Raw genomic sequence first — 17,680 nt, forward strand, 5'->3', positions numbered from 1 at the left:
TTTACCATATTCATCACAAAATCCAAGCAATCCAACATTTTTTTCGTTAAAATAAGGTTTTTCAGGCAGCCTGAATCGGCTGCCGTTTCACATTTCATTTAATCATCTATAAAGGAAACAGTATGTCCAACAAACTGATTTTGGTCTTAAACTGCGGTTCATCTTCACTCAAAGGTGCGGTTTTAAACAGCGAAAACGGCGATGTTTTATTAAGCTGTTTGGCTGAAAAACTCAATTTAGCAGATGCCTACATCACTTTCAAAGTTAATGGCGAAAAACAAAAAGTTGAACTCAAAGAACAGCCTAACCACACAGGCGCAGTCGGTGCATTATTAAACAAACTCAAAGAAATGGGTTTAGAAAGCCAAATTAGTGCGGTCGGTCATCGCGTGGTAAGCGGTGGCGAAGCATACAGTGAATCCGTATTGGTGGATGATAGCGTATTGGCAGCGATTGAAAAATGCATTCCACTTGCACCCTTACACAATCCTGCAAACTTACTTGGTATCCGTGCAGCACAAGCCATTTTCAAAGGTTTGCCCAATGTTGCTGTATTTGACACAGCTTTCCACCAAACCATGCCTGCACATGCCTATACCTATGCACTGCCACAAAAATTTTATCGCGAATTGGGTTTACGCCGTTACGGTTTTCATGGCACCAGCTACCGCTTTGTTGCTGATGAAGCCGCCCAATTTTTGGGAGTAGACAAAAACAATCTGAAATTGGTCGTAGCACATCTGGGTAATGGTGCATCAGTTGCTGCCATTCGCAATGGTCAATCCATGGATACCAGCATGGGTTTAACCCCATTGGAAGGCTTGGTAATGGGTACTCGCTCTGGCGATGTGGACCCCAGCGTATTTTCTTTCTTGGCAGACAATTTGCAACTTTCCACCCAACAAATTACCGATATTCTGAATAAAGAAAGTGGCTTATTGGGCATTTCTGAATTATCCAACGATTGCCGCACCATTGAAGAAGAAGCCGCCAAAGGTCATGAAGGCGCATTGTTAGCATTGGAAATGTTTGCCTACCGTTTGGCAAAATATGTAGCATCTATGGCGGTTGCCACAGGGGGGTTAGACGCTTTGGTATTCACAGGTGGCATTGGCGAAAACTCCGATACCATTCGTGAAAAAGTACTGAATTACTGCGCATTTTTAGGCTTAAATGTGGACAAAGCTGCCAATACAGCCGCCCGTTTTGGCAATGCAGGCATCATTACCACAACCGAAAGCCCTGTCAAAGCCCTTGTGATTCCCACCAATGAAGAATTGATGATTGCCCAAGATACCACCCGTTTAAGCGGTTTGTAATTGGTCTCTTTCAGGCAACATAACTATTCCCCCAATAAGGGTGAATTAAATGATTCGCCCTTATTTTTCTATTCTAGGGTTATTGACCATACAACTGGTACAGTTCGCTGTCGTTGCCTTATCTTAATTCTTATTTCAAACAGGCATAATCTAATGATAAAAATTCACCAATAAAAATAGGACAGATATGAATTCAGCTTCTACAAAACACATTTTGCAAAGGTTTCAGGCAGCCTAAAACCAAGCGCCACACAAAAACAAAACCCCACCAAAATCAGCAGGGTTTCATCAAAAACTGGCACGCCCACGGGGATTCGAACCCCGGTTGCCGCCGTGAAAGGGCAGTGTCCTAGGCCTCTAGACGATGGGCGCATGAATGCACAGATTATACGTTGGCTACCTGAAAAGTCAAGTTACGGACTCACATACTTTAAAAAATTATATTTATCAATAATATATATCATTAACCCGCCGTCTCAATTGGTTCAGCTCCATCCTGCAATGTGCATCAATCAGAACGCATGAAACCCAATTCGGTTGATTTAGGCAAATCCATGCTTGCCGTTCCTCATTTAAAGTTTCATAATGTTAGGCAACGCTGTATTGGTTTAAATTGAATTTACCATAAATTTGAAATGACCATAATTCATCACTCAATTTAGGAACAAAAAACCGTGAAGCCTTTAAAACGCCACTTTGCTTTGGTCAAACTATCACAAGAACATCATCACACTTTGGCTTTGTGTTTGCGGATTTTGCGCGCCCCCACACTCAATCATGCTGCGGACATTCAAAATCATTTTGTTGATTTAGAAAAACATTTTCAAGATGAAGAAAATCAGTTTGCACCATTATGGGCAAAATTACAGCGTGATGACCTACGCTTACGTTTTGAAAATGAACATACACGTTTGCGTGCGCTTTATCATGATGCCGAATTTGACAATGCCAACTGGAACACCACTTTTGCCACTTTATTGCGTGAACACGCCCGTTTTGAAGAACGTGAATTGTTTCCCGCCATTCAAACAATCTTACCAGCAGCAGAATAACATTCAGACTGCCTGAAAACCTTATTAATGTCCAAAAAATAAAGCCAAAACCATGAATACCCACTACTCCCCATTGTCTGAACAACACCCAATTTGGGCAATGGCATTTCGCCCTTTTTATTTATTAACGGCGTTGTACGGCGCATTTTCCATTTTGCTTTGGGGATTTGGTTATCAAGGCACATCTGTCCTTCCTGCTTTTTTATGGCACGCACATGAAATGATTTGGGGCTACTCGGGTGGTATTGTGGTGGCTTTTTTGCTGACTGCTGTTGCCACTTGGACAGGTCAACCACCTGTTCGTGGTCGCTTCTTAATGGTTTTGGTCACAACTTGGTTACTGGCAAGATTAAGTGCTTTTTTACCTATTCTGTTACCAACTGCCCTCTTTGGCACCCTATTTTACTGGTTAGGCACATATGCTATGGGACTAGCCGTTTGGCAAAGCCGCAACAGCCGCAATTATATTGCGGTGTTGGCGTTGTTTATGCTGGGTTTAAGCCACGCTGTTTTTCATGGATTTTTGTTTTCAGGCAGCCTGAATGACTTGCACAGTGGCTTAACAGCGGGGATAGTTATGGTGGCAGGTTTCATTGGTCTAATTGGCAATCGTGTTATCCCTTTTTTTACCGCACGCCGTTTGAATACGCCACAAATCAGCAGCCCCATGCCCATGGTTATAGCGGCTTTGTGCTTGCCCTTGATAGCGGCTGTATTAATGATGTTGGGGGTATTATTACCTGCAGCAGGCATTTTGGCTGTGGCAGCAGGTATTTTAGGTATGATTCAAACTTATCGCTGGTTTGAAAAAGGTATTTTGCGTGAACCACTATTGTGGACACTGCATTTGGGATATGGTTTGTCTTCACTGGGTTTACTGCTGCTGGGTATGGGGCAATTTAATTTACAAGTCATCAGTTTAGGTACGCATTTACTGGCTGTAGGTGGTATTGGTCTTTTAACCGTCAGCATGATGACTCGCACCGCCTTGGGACACACAGGTCGCCCACTCTATCCTGCACCCAAATGGATGCCCACCGCCTTTTATTTAATGTTGGCTGCCACATTTTTCCGTGCATTAGCGGCAATCATGGCATACATCAATCCTACTGCTTACACACATTCTTTACGCCTTTCAGCAGTTTTATTTGCAGCATCTTTATTATTGTATTTTTTACGTTATTTACCTTGGCTTACTGCACCACGCATTGATGGTCGAGCAGGATAATTGTGTTAGAATATTTTTGTTTCAGTTTTTCTGGCTGCCTGAAAACCCAATACACGTTTTCAGGCAGCCTATTTCCCACCACAACATCAAGAAAGGCTCAACCATGAAAAAAATCCTTGCTTCTATTTTGTTTTTTACTGCCGTTACCCATGTTGGTGCAGCCGATTACAAAGTGGACGACAAACACACCAATGCCCGTTTTGCGATTGACCACTTTGGTACTTCCACCAATGTGGGTGGTATTTATGGCTTAAAAGGCATGATGCAATTTGATGCCCAAAACCAAACGGGCAGCATCAGTATCAGCTTACCTTTGGCAAATTTACAAAGCAGCTCTGATGCATTCACAAAACACTTGAAATCACCTGATTTGTTTCATGCCGATAAATTCCCTGAAATGAAATTTATCTCCACACAATTTCATTTTCAAAACAATAAAGTCAGTGCCGTTGATGGCACTTTAACCCTGTTAGGGCAAACCCACCCTGTTCAATTAAAAGCAGAAAAATTCAATTGCTATCACAATCCCATGTTTAAAGCCCAAGTGTGTGGTGGCGACTTTTCTACCACACTTGACCGCAGCAAATGGGGCATGAATTATTTGCTTGATGCAGGCATGACCAAAGACGTTCACATAGACATTCAATTTGAAGCAGTAAAACAATAATTTCATCAAAACAGGCTGCCTGAAAACCTTTCAGGCAGCCTGTTTTCAAAAGACATGATGTAGAACCTGTGTTCCTAATCATGATTTTTGTGTTCAATCACACCTTGTTGTCGTTTGGCTTGCTTGGTGGTATGGGTGTGTACCGTAAAATCACCTTCAATGATGTCTTCATCGTGATTTTGACGTGTGCGACCGTAAAATGCGCCATGACCAAATTCAAAACCACCAAATCTTGTTCCTTGTGATGTGTGCTGCTGCGCCAAAGGCTTGCCTTTAAATGGTAAAAGCAGCATCAACGCACCAAAAGTAGAAACAAAACCAGGCGACATCAACAATACCCCTGCAATCGGAATGCGAACAGGCCACATCATTTGGTAAAATGAAATCCCACCTTGTCCACGCAACAACTCGCCTGCCATCAAAACTTTGGCAAATCCTGCTGTTCGGCGCAAAATAAACAAACCCAAAATAAAACTCAAAATCATCAAAATGAAAACCGTTAGTCCACCCAATAATTTTGCCATTACCATAATGGAAAAAATTTCTATTGCCAATAAAATCAAAAAAGCCAAACCCAAATATCGCATCTGTATCCCTCTTGGTGTGTTGTATTGAATTGAAATGTAAAATAACGCCAGTCATGTGGAAAAACAAGACTTACGGTAGTCAAATGCCGTAAAAAACCGTAAACTCGCCCTATTCACTTCAAACAATCCAATTTCAGGCTGGCCTGAAAGCACAATATGACTTCAATTTCTTCTCGTTTTACTTACATCAGCATCATCAGCATATTGCTTACTGCCTGTGCAGGCAATGGCAATCATACTGGTTCTACAACATGTTCACCTGCTCAAGGCTATTATTGCGTGGCAAAAGGCGATACGCTCTCTCGTATTGCACGCCGCTTTAATATGAATGTGCACGAACTCAAAACCCTAAATAATTTACGCAGCGACACCATTCATGTCGCACAACGTTTACACATCAATTCAGACAACAATCATCAGAAAACAACACATTCTGCTGCCATACCATCTTTACAATGGCCTGTACAAGGCAATGTATTTAAAACATACAGCAACAGTAATCGCGGTATAGACATTGCCGCACCCGCAGGCACAACCGTCAAAGCCGCAGCCGATGGGCAAGTGATTTATGCGGGCAGCGGAATCCGTGGTTATGGACAATTATTGTTACTGCGCCACAACAATGGCATCATCACAGCATATGCCAATAATGACCGTCTATTGGTTTCAGAAAAAACCCGCGTTAAAGCAGGACAAGCAATTGCAACCGTAGGCAACAGCGGTCGCAGCGATGGCGAAACAGCTTTACATTTTGAATTACGCATCAACGGCACAGCAATTAACCCCTTACCTTATTTGCCTGACAAACCTTAATCCTGCTTTTGCTTGTACAAAAAATCAGGACGGATTATCCATTTCCGTCCTGATGTTTCGCATTAAACTACCTGAAACTTTCAAAAACACCTGCTGTGTTCCACGCCAACTTGAATCTCACCATACATTTCATTACTACCATATTGCGTACTGGCACACCCTGCCAAAACCCATAAAATGCAACAACACATAAACAGACTTTTTTTCATTGCCGCCTCTTAACTGTACATAGACAAATAATCAGCCGCCACACGCATATAATGCTGTGCAGAAGCCAACAAATGTGCCTTTTCTTCTTCGCTTAACGCACGAATTTGACGTACAGGCGAACCCATATACAAATAACCGCTTTGCAAAATCTTACGCGGTGGCACAAGGCTGCCTGCACCCACAATCACGTCATCTTCAATGACCACATCATCCAACACAATCGCCCCCATACCAATCAGAACACGATTGCCAATAGTGCAACCATGTAACATCACTTTATGCCCAACCGTTACATCTTCACCAATCAACAAAGGTGCCCCCTCTGGCTTATCATCACTTTTTTTACTCACATGCAACACAGAAGCATCTTGAATATTGCTGCGTGTACCAATTTTAATGTGATTTACATCGCCACGAATCACAACCATAGGCCATACTGAAACGTGTTCTGCCAAACTAACCTGTCCAATCACAACAGCAGCAGCATCAACATAAACATTCTGCTCCACTTGTGGATAATGATTTAAATAAGCTCGTATGGCTGTATTCATGATATTCTTTCACTTATTCTATTTTAGTTCAAAAATTTAGGCTGCCTGAAATACCAATCAATCTGATTATTTCTCACCCCAGCCATTTTAAAAAAACAAAAAACCTGTATTCATCATCTTGAAGTATCATCATAGAAGTGAAAATACGGTACAAGGCGACAATGAGAGCCATGCACAAATCATACATAATAAGGCATTAGCAACGCCATAATGCTTTTTCAATTCTACAACTATAAAACTTAATACTGAACTTCAAATGATATGAATACAGGTTCTGTCCATTTAATCTTGCAAATCCGCTCTGGCTTCATTACCCAAAAAAACACGCAATTTTTGCATGGCTTTCACTTCAATTTGACGAATGCGTTCTGCAGACACACCATATTTTGCCGCCAATTCATGCAAAGTCATGCCATCACCCTCATCTTGTAACCAACGACTTTCAATGATATGGCGACTGCGCTCGTCCAATTGTGATAAAGCATTGTTCAAACCTTCAGTTTGCAAATTGAAATAAGCCTTTTGCGCCAAATGATGCGTGGGTTCGCTGTCGGTGTCGCTCAACCAATCAATTGGTGCAAAATCATGTTCAGCATCATCAGAATTCTCAGCCAACAAAGCCACGTCATGACCTGTCATACGCTGCTCCATTTCCATGACATCACTTAATTTCACACCCAAATCATCTGCAATATCTTGTGCTTCTTTGGGCGACAAAGCACCCAAACTTTTACGCATACTGCGTAAATTGAAAAACAATTTGCGTTGTGGTTTAGTAGTCGCAATGCGAACCAAACGCCAATTGCGCAAGATAAATTCGTGAATTTCAGCTTTAATCCAATGCACTGCAAAAGAAAACAGTCTCGCACCACGCGATGGCTCAAAACGCTTAACCGCCTTCATCAAGCCAATATTGCCTTCTTGAATCAAATCTGCCTGATTTAAACCATACCCATCATAACCACGCGCAATAGAAACCACGACACGCAAATGGGATAAAATCAATTGTTTCGCTGCTTCTAAATCACCATTAAGCTGACGCACCGCCAACTCATTTTCTTCTTCAAGTGTCAGCATGGGTAAACTATTTACCGTTTGAATGTATTGCTCCAAACTGCCGTGTCCAGATGGTACCGCAAGTGCAAAATTGTGATTCATTGAAATGATTTTCCTTATTTGTGTGTTGTATTTATTCAGCCCAAGCACATTAATCAAGCTGATTTTGGTGTATTATACACATTCATTTGCAAGTAAAAACAGTATTACCGTTAATTTAAGCAAAAAACACCCAGTCAGTCTTGACACTTTAACCACTTTAAAATATGAAATCTTAAAATTTTGCTTAAAGACCAAATGGCAAAACCACGCTATAATGTTTATCTGTTTTTATTTCTTTAACTTTTCAATCATTGGAGCATCATCTCATGAGTGCCATTATTGATATTTTCGCGCGTGAAATTTTGGACTCACGCGGCAACCCCACCGTAGAATGCGATGTGTTGCTGGAAAGCGGTGTGATGGGGCGTGCGGCAGTGCCAAGTGGCGCGTCCACAGGACAAAAAGAAGCGTTGGAATTGCGCGATGGCGACAAATCGCGCTATTTGGGCAAAGGCGTGTTGAAAGCGGTGGAACACGTGAATAATGAAATCGCCCAAGCCTTAATCGGCATTGATGCCAGCGAACAGGCTTACATTGACCAAATCATGTTGGATTTGGACGGCACCGACAACAAAGGTCGCCTGGGTGCGAATGCCACTTTGGCGGTTTCATTGGCGGTGGCACGCGCGGCAGCCGAAGACGCAGGTTTGCCTTTGTATCGCTATTTGGGCGGTGCAGGACCTATGGCTTTGCCCGTGCCAATGATGAACGTGATTAACGGCGGCGAACATGCCAACAACAGCTTGGACATTCAAGAGTTTATGATTTTGCCCATTGGCGCAACTTCATTCCGCGAAGCCTTGCGTTGCGGTGCAGAAATTTTCCACGCGCTGAAAAAATTGTGCGACAGCAAAGGTTTCCCCACCACCGTTGGCGATGAAGGCGGCTTTGCCCCCAATTTGAACAGCCACGAAGAGGCTTTGTCTTTGATTGTGGAGGCGATTGAGGCTGCTGGCTACAAAGCAGGCGAAGATGTGGCTTTGGGCTTGGATTGCGCGTCCAGCGAATTTTACGAAAATGGCAAATACCATTTGTCTGCCGAAGGCAAATCGTACACCAGCGAAGAATTTGCCGATTATTTGGAACAGTTGGTGGAAAAATTCCCCATCATCTCCATTGAAGATGGCATGAACGAAAACGACTGGGCTGGCTGGAAATATTTGACCAAAAAACTGGGCGACCGCGTTCAGTTGGTGGGCGATGATTTGTTTGTTACCAACCCCAAAATCTTGGCAGAAGGCATTGACAAAGGCGTTGCCAACGCCCTGTTGGTGAAAGTAAACCAAATTGGCACGTTGAGCGAAACTTTGAAAGCCGTGGATTTGGCAAAACGCCACCGCTACACCAGCGTGATGAGCCACCGTTCGGGCGAAACCGAAGACAGCACCATTGCCGATTTAGCCGTTGCCACAAATTGCATGCAAATCAAAACGGGTTCGTTGAGCCGCTCCGACCGCATGGCAAAATACAATCAACTGTTGCGCATTGAAGAGGAATTGGGCGATGCGGCTTACTATCCCGGCAAAGCGGCGTTTTATCAACTGAAAAAATAAACATAAATCAATATAATATTGGGCTGCCTGAAAACAATGAATTTTATCTTTCAGGCAGCCTGAACAACTTAAAAAAATATCATCTTGTTTATGAAATGGATAACCTTGATTTTAAGCTTGATTTTCATCAGTTTGCATTACCAAATTTGGCTGCCTGAAACAGGTTTGCGTGCCCAATATGCCAAGATTGAAAAACTGGCTCACACTACTTCACAACAAAACCACTTATTGCGTCAGAAAAATGCCTTACTCAAAGCCGAAGTAGAAGATTTAAAAAACGGTTTCCAAGCCGTATCTGAAATTGCCCGATACAAAATGGGCTACATACAAGAAGGCGAAGTACTTTATCAATTCAAAGATTAAACTTTTCAGGCAGCCTGAAAGAAAACCATGACGTACGAAATTGACCCAAGCTATCTTCAATTTGTGCAACACATTGTACGCAATCGTACCGTGTACACTTTGCTTGATGAAGAAGAATATTATGCCGAATGCCCATCGGCTTTTTACGATGACAAATTGGGTGAACCCTTTATGGTTTCCTGTTTTTGGCACAGTGCAAATGATGCACAACTGTGTTGCACTCAAGAATGGGCTGATTATTGCATCAGCGAAATAGATTTAGAAGAATTCATGTTTGAAGTGCTACTGGATTTACATGAAGCAAAACACTTAATCGGCGTGGCATTTGATGGCGAATTATATGGTTCAGAAGTAGAACCGATTAACTTATTATCAGACTTACTTGATGAAATCCACCAACAAGGTCTGCAAGACCAGTTTCCTAATTTAAGCGACTTATATCGTTACTGTCAAGAATGGCAAACCTTAATGGACAAACCCGACATCATTCATTAAGCACCGCCAAGCAACTTCCAATTCATGCCAAACGAGAATACCATGCAAAACCACTTAACCCCCAATTTCGCTTTTGCCCCCATGCTGCCTGCTCACGCATCAGGCAGTCGCGTTTGGGACACCAACAACAAAGAATACATTGATTTATCAGGTGGTATCGCCGTAAATGCTTTGGGACATTGCCACCCTGAACTCATTAAGACATTGACCGAACAGGCACAAAAATACTGGCACGTTTCCAATTATTACACCACCGAGCCAGCACAAGAACTGGCAACCTTACTGATAGAAAAAAGTTTTGACGGCAAAGTCTTTTTCGCCAATTCAGGCGCAGAAGCCAATGAAGCCGCATTAAAACTGGCGCGCAAACACGCACGCGACCATTTTGGCACACACAAAACCGAAATCATCGCTTGCATCAATGCCTTTCATGGACGCACCCTATTTACCGTTTCTGTTGGAGGACAAACCAAATACAACCAAGACTTTGCACCGCTACCTGAAAGCATTACCCATATTCCATTCAATGATGTCGCTGCACTCAAAGCAGCGGTTTCCACACGCACTTGTGCCATCATCATTGAACCCATTCAAGGCGAAAGCGGTGTATTGCCTGCCAATCACGAATTTTTGCGAGCAGCGCGTGAACTGTGTGATGAATTTCAGGCAGCCTTAATTTTTGACGAAGTACAAACAGGAATTGGACGGACTGGCAAACTATTTGCTTACCAACACCACAATATCCAACCCGATATTTTGACCACCGCCAAAGCACTCGGTTGTGGCATACCGATTGGCGCCATGATTGCCAAACCGCTGTTTGCAAACAGTTTAACTCTGGGCAGCCACGGCAGCACATTTGGTGGCAATCCACTGGCTTGTGCGGTCGCTAAACGCGCTTTGGAAATCATCAGCCTGCCTGAAACATTGGCAAATGTGTCCCAACAAAGCGAAAACCTCAAAAACACTTTACAACAAATCAGTCAAGAATTTAATGGCTTATTTGAAACCATACGTGGACAAGGCTTGCTCATCGGTGCAGTGTTAAACCAGCAGCATCAAGGTCAAGCCAATAAAATCATTCAAGCAGCCTTATCACACGGCTTAATGATAATCGGCGCAGGAGAGAGCGTATTGCGTTTCGCACCCTCTCTATTGCTCAACGATGCAGACTTAAATGAAGGCATGACGCGCTTGCGTATGGCACTCCGCAGTCTATATGCTGATAACAAATAACACACCACGCTGCCTGAAAACTTGCGCCACACATTTTTCAGGCAGCCACATATTTGGGAACACCACAAAATGCAACACACTTGGCATACACTATTTCAAGCACAAAAATTGGCTGTGGTTGGCGCATCAGACCGTTATGGTAGTCTAGGTCGCCGTATTTTCTCGCAACTGTGTACCGATTGTACTGCACAACTGATTCCCATCAATCCGCAACACAAAACCATAGGTGGCATCACTGCTTACGACAGTTTAAGCGATGCTGCCGAAGAACACATCATTGATGCCGTCATCATCATTGTAGCAACAGAAAAAATTAACGGCATTGTGCGCGAAGCCATCAAAAATCAAGTGCGCCAAATAATTGTTGTGAACGAAATGGAAAACATATCAGCAAGCGCACGCCGTCAATTGCTGAAAGCCACCGAAAACGCACACAAAGCAGGCATCATGCTGACCGTATTACGCGCCAGCAGCCTGCCTCATTTATTCCAGCGCAACAACACTTCGGGTATGGCATACATCGGTCAGAGTAGTGATATTGCCGACTGCATCAAACAAGAAGCCCAAAATGAAGGCTTGGCATTCCACCGTTTCGTGATTTTCAATCCCAATTCAGGTAGCATTTTGGGCAACAGCAAATTGATTGAATACATCGCCGCTGAACACCATACCACCGCCCTTTTACTGCACATTCACAACATAGACCAAGCACACGAATGGGTAAACGTTTTAAATGCGGTTACCCATCAAAAACCCATTGTGGTATTGCTGACCTTAAACAACCCCGATGAAGCCCACTTATTTGAACAAGCCCTGAACCGTTGCCATATTCTGATTGCACACACATTGGCAGACTTCTTCACAGCAGCCAAATTACTACACAGCCGTTTGCATACGCGTGGCAATCGCTTGTCCATCATCAGCAACACCCCACACATTACCACACTCACATTGCAAAAACTGTCTCAATACCAACTGCATTTGGCACAACCTCCCATTGCCACCACCCGCGCATTGTCTCGCCTGTTATCCCGCAAACCCGAAAGCCACAATCCCGTCTTTTTACCTACCGATGCCGCACCTACTTTGTTTCAGGCAGCCTTACAACAACAAATTGATGATGAAAGTAACGATGCCATTTTGATTCTGTATGGCAGTCATCATGCACAAGATGCCTTATGCACTGCCCACATCGTGGCGCAAATGCAAACCCATACCTCCAAACCCCTGTTATTGGTTTGGCTCGGTCAAGCCAACACCCCCGAAGTACAACAACTGTTTCACAAATACAAAACCCTGCATTTCAGGCAGCCTGAACACGCCCTTTCCGCCTTATTTCAACTGAATGCATATCGAGAACATCGCCGCAACAGTTACCCCATTTCCACTTTTCACGATTACCACCACAATCACATCAAGGCACAAAATCTACATGAACCCTTGCGCCCCATGTTGCCCATGACTACCCTACCCGCCAGCCGCAACGCCACCAACCAATTATTAACGGTGTTACAACTGTCGCACAGTCGCTCAAATTCCCCCTCATCATTTGTATTTCAATGGTCTTGGCAAACCCATTTCGGACAAATTTTGACCTTAATCCACCAAAATCAACACATTGTTTTATTACCCCCCATTCAGCCAGAAATCATCAAGCAAACCCTCCAACAACTGATGCTGCCTGAAACCATATGGGCAAATTGGCTACTCAATACCGCCGACCTACTACACAGGCTGCCTGAAATCCAATATTTGCAGCTGATACTCAGCCATGACCATGACAAATGGCTCTACCACAGTTGCAAACTCCATTTACAAGACCCCAACACCACTGCACACAATCTGTTTACCTGTTCCCATCACACAACAAACCTCACGCTCAACAATGGCGACACCGCCATTTTACGCACCGTACGTGCTGAAGATGCCGAACTCATTCGCCAACACATTGAACACTTAACACCCAACAGCCGCAAGATGCGCTTTATGGTGCAAAACGAAAGCCCATCACCCAGCCTGCTTTCGCGTTTAAGTCGCCCCGATTATCAGCGAGAATACGCCTTAATTTTGCATACTCTGGATAATAACCCTTTGGCATTTGCCCACTACACCGCCGATTTGGGTTTACCCACATGCGAATTTGGCATCAGCATTGCCGATGAATTACAAGGTCAAGGTTTAGGCATATTATTGATGCAGAAACTGATTGAGCACGCCCAACAACAAGGTTTTCAAACCATGCGTGCCGAAATCCTAAAAGAAAACATCGCCATGCAAAAATTAGCAAGTAAGCTGGGTTTCGCTTTAACACCACATGCCAACGACAAAAACATCATACAAGCCCAATTACCCTTAAAAAACGATGACACACAGGCTGCCTGAACGCCACTTATCCCTTTCCTTTACCCACACAAAGAAACCCAATATGTACCCTATTCGCATTAAAATTTGTGGCATAACTCGCCCCGAAGACGCACTCATCGCCGCACAAGTAGGTGCAGATGCCATTGGTTTGGTCTTTTTTTCAGGCAGCAAGCGCTGTGTTACCCCTGAACAAGCCCAAAAAATTGTTCAAATCTTGCCACCCTTTGTCAGCGTAGTTGCCTTATTCGTGAATGCCAGTGCAACAGAAATCCACCACATCATCAATACGGTTCCAATTGATGTCTTACAATTTCACGGCGATGAAGATGCTGCATTTTGTCGCCAATTTCATCGCCCATACCTCAAAGCCGTGCGTGTTCGTAAGCCAGCAGACATTCAGGCAGCCTTTGCCCAATTTCCCGATGCCAGAGCCATTTTGTTTGATGCCTATGTAGCAGATGCATACGGTGGAACAGGACACACTTTTGATTGGTCATGGCTGCCTGAAAACGCAAATAAACACTGGATTTTATCAGGCGGACTGAATACCACAAACATTACTACTGCATTGCAAATCAGCAAAGCACAAGCAGTTGATGTATCCAGCGGTGTAGAAAGTGCGGCAGGCATTAAAGACAGCGATAAAATCCACACATTTATCACAGCATGTCGTCAATATGCCAACTGACTGACCACAAACTTTCAGACAGCCTTTCACGCCCATAACACTGACAAGTGTAGGGTGCAACAAGTTTGCACCCTACACTTGTACTGTTTCTAAATGAATTGACCATAAAAATAGGTTTTACAAAGATTTCAGGCTGACTAAAACTTACCCCTCTCCCACTGGCGGAAATTTATGGTTGTAGAACTGAACACCATAAGGTCAGATACTGGTATCCGACAAACCTTGTGTTTTCATCAGAAAATATTGAATATCCAATATTCAACAGTTGCTACAGAGAACTTGGCAAGTCTACATCCAGCCCTCGTTGGAGACAGAAAAGAGAACGGTTTTGTGGCATTCTCCAAAATTTTCGGGTACTACAAGGCTGCCTGAAACGCAGTTCAGTATGGGAAAATCATTTTCAAATCAAAATATTACTTCTGAAACCCATCTTTCAGCGTAACCGTGCGATTGAACACAGGCATTTGCCCCTGTTTGTGGTCGTGGCGGTCGGTAACGAAATAGCCCACGCGCTCAAATTGCCAACGGCTTTCGGGCGGCAAATCGTTCACTACGCTTTCGGCAAATGCGGTAATTTCTTGTTTTGATTGTGGATTGATGAAATCGGTAAACGGCAAATATTCGCCATCATCGCCACGCACCGCGTCTGGGCGTTCCACCGTAAACAGGCGGTCATACAGGCGCACCTTGATTTGCGCAGCGTGTTCGGCAGACACCCAATGAATCACGCCTTTCACTTTGCGCCCTTCGGGGTTTTTGCCCAAAGTGTCGTGGTCAATACTGCATTTTAATTCAATGATTTGACCGTTTTCATCTTTCACAACTTCATCGCATTTGATGACGTAACCGTGGCGCAAACGCACTTCGCCACCCAAAGTCAAACGTTTCCAGCCTTTTGGCGGTTCTTCGGCAAAATCGTCTTGCTCAATGTAAATGGTTGAACTGATTGGCACTTCGCGTTCGCCAAAACTGTCGTTATTGGGGTGGAAAGCGGCTGTGCGACTTTGCGTTTTGCCTTGTTCAAAATTGGTTAAAGTGATTTTCAGTGGGTTCAACACCGCCATCAAACGTGGCGCAGCATGCTCCAAATCTTCGCGGATTGCGCCTTCCAGCACGTCCATGTCCACGATGTTTTCGGATTTGGAAATGCCCACGCGCTTGGCAAACAGGCGCAAACCTTCGGGCGTGTAGCCGCGTCTGCGCATACCCGAAATGGTGGGCATGCGTGGGTCGTCCCAGCCTGAAACGTGGTTTTCGCTAACCAGTTGATTCAATTTGCGTTTTGATGTGATGGAATACAGCAATTCCAAACGCGAAAATTCGTATTGGCGCGGTTGGCTGGGGCTGGGAATGTTGTCCAACACCCAATCGTAAAGCGGACGGTGCGCTTCAAATTCCAAAGTACACAAAGAATGGGTAATGTTTTCAATGGCATCGGAAATGGCGTGGGTGTAGTCGTACATGGGGTAAATGCACCATTTGTCGCCTGTGTTGTGGTGGTGGGCGCGGCGTATGCGGTAAATCACGGGGTCGCGCATATTGATGTTGCCCGATGCCATGTCAATTTTCAGGCGCAGGGTTTTGCTGCCGTCTGGGAACGCGCCATCACGCATTTTCATGAATAAATCAAGGTTTTCTTCTACGGAGCGGTCGCGGTAGGGGCTGTTTTTGCCTGCTTCGGTGAGCGTGCCGCGATATTCGCGCATTTCTTCTGGCGTTAAATCGCAAACGTAGGCTTTGCCTTCTTTGATTAAGCCGACTGCGTAATCAAATAATTGGTCAAAATAATCAGAGGCATAGCGCGGTTCGCCTTGCCATTGAAAGCCGAGCCATTGTACGTCTTCTTTAATGGAATCAACGTATTCTTGGTTTTCTTTTTCGGGATTGGTGTCGTCAAAACGCAAATTGCATTTGCCGTCAAACACATACGCCAAGCCAAAATTCAGGCAAATGGATTTGGCGTGTCCGATGTGCAAATAGCCGTTGGGTTCGGGGGGGAAACGGGTTTGAATGGCGGTGTGTTTGCCGCTTTGCAGGTCGTCTTCAATGATGGTGCGGATAAAGTGGTTGTCGGCGAATTGGTCTTTGTTTAACATAATTGTCTTTCATTCAATCAAAATTTTCAGGCTGCCTGAAATAAAATAAAAACAGCCGAATTTTACCCGAAAACCCCCTTATCAGGCAGAAATACTGAATTAAAATCACAACAATACAGTCAGAATAAAACATTCAGGCTGCTTAACATTCAGGCTGCCTGAAAATCTTTTTACATTAAATCATTATTTTTTCGCACCAAATGCACCAAGGTACTCTGGATTGTCTTTTGTGCCTTTGTAATACACGCCACCCATTTCTTCGGCATTCGGACCGTAAAAATGACCTTGTGTTGTTGTGCCATTATGGTCGCCCTTGAATGTATTACCCGAAATAGTGGCTTTTAAATCAACATCAGTAAAATTACCACCTGGTTCTTGGATTTGGCCTTCAAGTTGTTTGGTTGCAAAATTCACATCAAATTTTGCTGTACCTAACCACACTTTGCCACTATTACCATACATGTACAAAGCGTTACCATTATAAGTAACCGTATTGGCATTCGGTATTTTATCTAATGGCGTAACTTGACCGTTTACCACCACAGTATTGTCCACGCCACCATCTTCTGAATAACGACCAAAAACCGTGTGCTGTAAACCCATATACACATCCTTTTTAACAGTATGTGTGTCCACTTTTAGCCAGCCACCTGTAGTATTACCACTAGGTACCAAGTTCATTACTTTGCCATTTAATGTAATTTGATTCAGTGCTTTACCGCTTAAATTATTGATTGCCATACTTTGTTTCCCTAAATTGCTGCTTACCACCACAGCATGCCCATCATAAGTTACATTTGTAGGCGTTGGTACAGTAGGCACAGGACGGGTATTGGTGCTGGTAGTAGTCAAAGCACCCTTGCTACCACCACTACCACAAGCAGCCAACATCGCTGAAAGCATCAAAAAAGATACAGTTTTCATATTCAAAATAGGCATTTTTTTCATTGTTATATCCTAAAAATCAATTTTTTCAAAAAAATATCAAAACACACAAAATAAGGAAAATCCCTAGTCTGCGTAGGTGTATTATACACCCAAGCCCACCCTAATACGCATAACAAAAATAAATTAAATAATATCAATTATTTATATAATATCAACACAACTCCATTAACCCAATTACCCTTTTCAGGCAGCCTGCCTGAAAACACCACCATGCTCATCAATGCTATAATTCACCCTTTTTATTTTGTCCTTTTCAGGCAGACTTTCCACCCCATGCGCCTTACCCAAATCAAACTCGCAGGTTTCAAATCCTTCACCGACCCCACCACCATTCATGTGCCAGCGCAACTGG

General features: G+C 43.7%; 16 protein-coding genes and 1 tRNA gene. 11 read left to right on the forward strand and 6 right to left on the reverse strand.

The window, feature by feature from the left end:
- Positions 1-122: 122 nt before the first annotated feature.
- The gene (locus Q4B82_RS04615; RefSeq protein WP_303065255.1) at positions 123-1,319 is read left to right on the forward strand and encodes an acetate kinase; all 1,197 of its coding nucleotides are present in this window, start codon (positions 123-125) and stop codon (positions 1,317-1,319) included.
- Positions 1,320-1,615: 296 nt separating this feature from the next.
- Here Q4B82_RS04615 and Q4B82_RS04620 read toward each other — a convergent pair.
- Positions 1,616-1,691, reverse strand: a tRNA-Glu gene (locus Q4B82_RS04620).
- A gap of 302 nt (positions 1,692-1,993) precedes the next feature.
- Between Q4B82_RS04620 and Q4B82_RS04625 the strand changes: the two genes are divergently transcribed.
- The 3 genes from Q4B82_RS04625 (at position 1,994) to Q4B82_RS04635 (ending at position 4,266) form a co-directional block, all read left to right on the forward strand.
- Positions 1,994-2,371, forward strand: coding sequence for a hemerythrin domain-containing protein (locus tag Q4B82_RS04625; RefSeq protein ID WP_303065256.1), 378 nt, complete (start codon positions 1,994-1,996; stop codon positions 2,369-2,371).
- Between the two features lie 52 nt (positions 2,372-2,423).
- Positions 2,424-3,599, forward strand: coding sequence for an NnrS family protein (locus Q4B82_RS04630; protein ID WP_303065257.1), 1,176 nt, complete (start codon positions 2,424-2,426; stop codon positions 3,597-3,599).
- Between the two features lie 103 nt (positions 3,600-3,702).
- Entirely contained in the window at positions 3,703-4,266 is a 564-nt protein-coding gene (locus Q4B82_RS04635; protein WP_303065258.1) for a YceI family protein, read from the forward strand.
- 74 nt (positions 4,267-4,340) lie between these two features.
- Here the strand turns inward: Q4B82_RS04635 and Q4B82_RS04640 are convergent, their stop codons facing one another.
- Entirely contained in the window at positions 4,341-4,853 is a 513-nt protein-coding gene (locus tag Q4B82_RS04640; protein ID WP_303065259.1) for an FxsA family protein, read from the reverse strand.
- Between the two features lie 156 nt (positions 4,854-5,009).
- Here Q4B82_RS04640 and Q4B82_RS04645 point away from each other — a divergent pair, with 156 nt between their 5' ends.
- Positions 5,010-5,666, forward strand: coding sequence for a peptidoglycan DD-metalloendopeptidase family protein (locus Q4B82_RS04645; protein WP_303065260.1), 657 nt, complete (start codon positions 5,010-5,012; stop codon positions 5,664-5,666).
- Between the two features lie 218 nt (positions 5,667-5,884).
- Here the strand turns inward: Q4B82_RS04645 and Q4B82_RS04650 are convergent, their stop codons facing one another.
- Both Q4B82_RS04650 and rpoH read right to left on the reverse strand, forming a co-directional pair.
- Positions 5,885-6,427, reverse strand: a complete 543-nt coding sequence (locus tag Q4B82_RS04650; protein WP_303065261.1) for a gamma carbonic anhydrase family protein — start codon at positions 6,425-6,427, stop codon at positions 5,885-5,887.
- A 282-nt stretch (positions 6,428-6,709) separates the two neighbouring features.
- Entirely contained in the window at positions 6,710-7,585 is an 876-nt protein-coding gene (rpoH, locus tag Q4B82_RS04655; RefSeq protein WP_303065262.1) for an RNA polymerase sigma factor RpoH, read from the reverse strand.
- Positions 7,586-7,851: 266 nt separating this feature from the next.
- Between rpoH and eno the strand changes: the two genes are divergently transcribed.
- The 6 genes from eno (at position 7,852) to Q4B82_RS04685 (ending at position 14,284) form a co-directional block, all read left to right on the forward strand.
- A complete protein-coding gene (gene eno / locus Q4B82_RS04660) occupies positions 7,852-9,138 on the forward strand; it encodes a phosphopyruvate hydratase (protein ID WP_303065263.1) in 1,287 nt (428 codons plus the stop codon).
- A gap of 90 nt (positions 9,139-9,228) precedes the next feature.
- The gene (locus tag Q4B82_RS04665) at positions 9,229-9,501 is read left to right on the forward strand and encodes a septum formation initiator family protein (protein WP_303065264.1); all 273 of its coding nucleotides are present in this window, start codon (positions 9,229-9,231) and stop codon (positions 9,499-9,501) included.
- 27 nt (positions 9,502-9,528) lie between these two features.
- Positions 9,529-9,996, forward strand: a complete 468-nt coding sequence (locus Q4B82_RS04670) for a DUF2750 domain-containing protein (protein ID WP_303065265.1) — start codon at positions 9,529-9,531, stop codon at positions 9,994-9,996.
- 42 nt (positions 9,997-10,038) lie between these two features.
- Complete coding sequence (locus Q4B82_RS04675) at positions 10,039-11,232, forward strand: acetylornithine/succinyldiaminopimelate transaminase (protein ID WP_303065266.1); 1,194 nt, start codon at positions 10,039-10,041, stop codon at positions 11,230-11,232.
- A 69-nt stretch (positions 11,233-11,301) separates the two neighbouring features.
- Positions 11,302-13,614, forward strand: coding sequence for a bifunctional acetate--CoA ligase family protein/GNAT family N-acetyltransferase (locus tag Q4B82_RS04680; protein ID WP_303065267.1), 2,313 nt, complete (start codon positions 11,302-11,304; stop codon positions 13,612-13,614).
- A 43-nt stretch (positions 13,615-13,657) separates the two neighbouring features.
- On the forward strand, positions 13,658-14,284 hold the full coding sequence (locus tag Q4B82_RS04685; RefSeq protein ID WP_303065273.1) for a phosphoribosylanthranilate isomerase: 627 nt from the start codon (positions 13,658-13,660) through the stop codon (positions 14,282-14,284).
- 413 nt (positions 14,285-14,697) lie between these two features.
- On the opposite strand, the gene Q4B82_RS04690 is transcribed toward Q4B82_RS04685, so the two are convergent.
- Both Q4B82_RS04690 and Q4B82_RS04695 read right to left on the reverse strand, forming a co-directional pair.
- Complete coding sequence (locus Q4B82_RS04690) at positions 14,698-16,380, reverse strand: glutamine--tRNA ligase/YqeY domain fusion protein (RefSeq protein ID WP_303065268.1); 1,683 nt, start codon at positions 16,378-16,380, stop codon at positions 14,698-14,700.
- A 183-nt stretch (positions 16,381-16,563) separates the two neighbouring features.
- A complete protein-coding gene (locus Q4B82_RS04695; RefSeq protein ID WP_303065269.1) occupies positions 16,564-17,304 on the reverse strand; it encodes a Slam-dependent surface lipoprotein in 741 nt (246 codons plus the stop codon).
- Between the last annotated feature and the right edge of the window lie 376 nt (positions 17,305-17,680).

The sequence above is a fragment of the Alysiella sp. genome (assembly GCF_030525755.1).
Lineage (GTDB): Bacteria > Pseudomonadota > Gammaproteobacteria > Burkholderiales > Neisseriaceae > Simonsiella.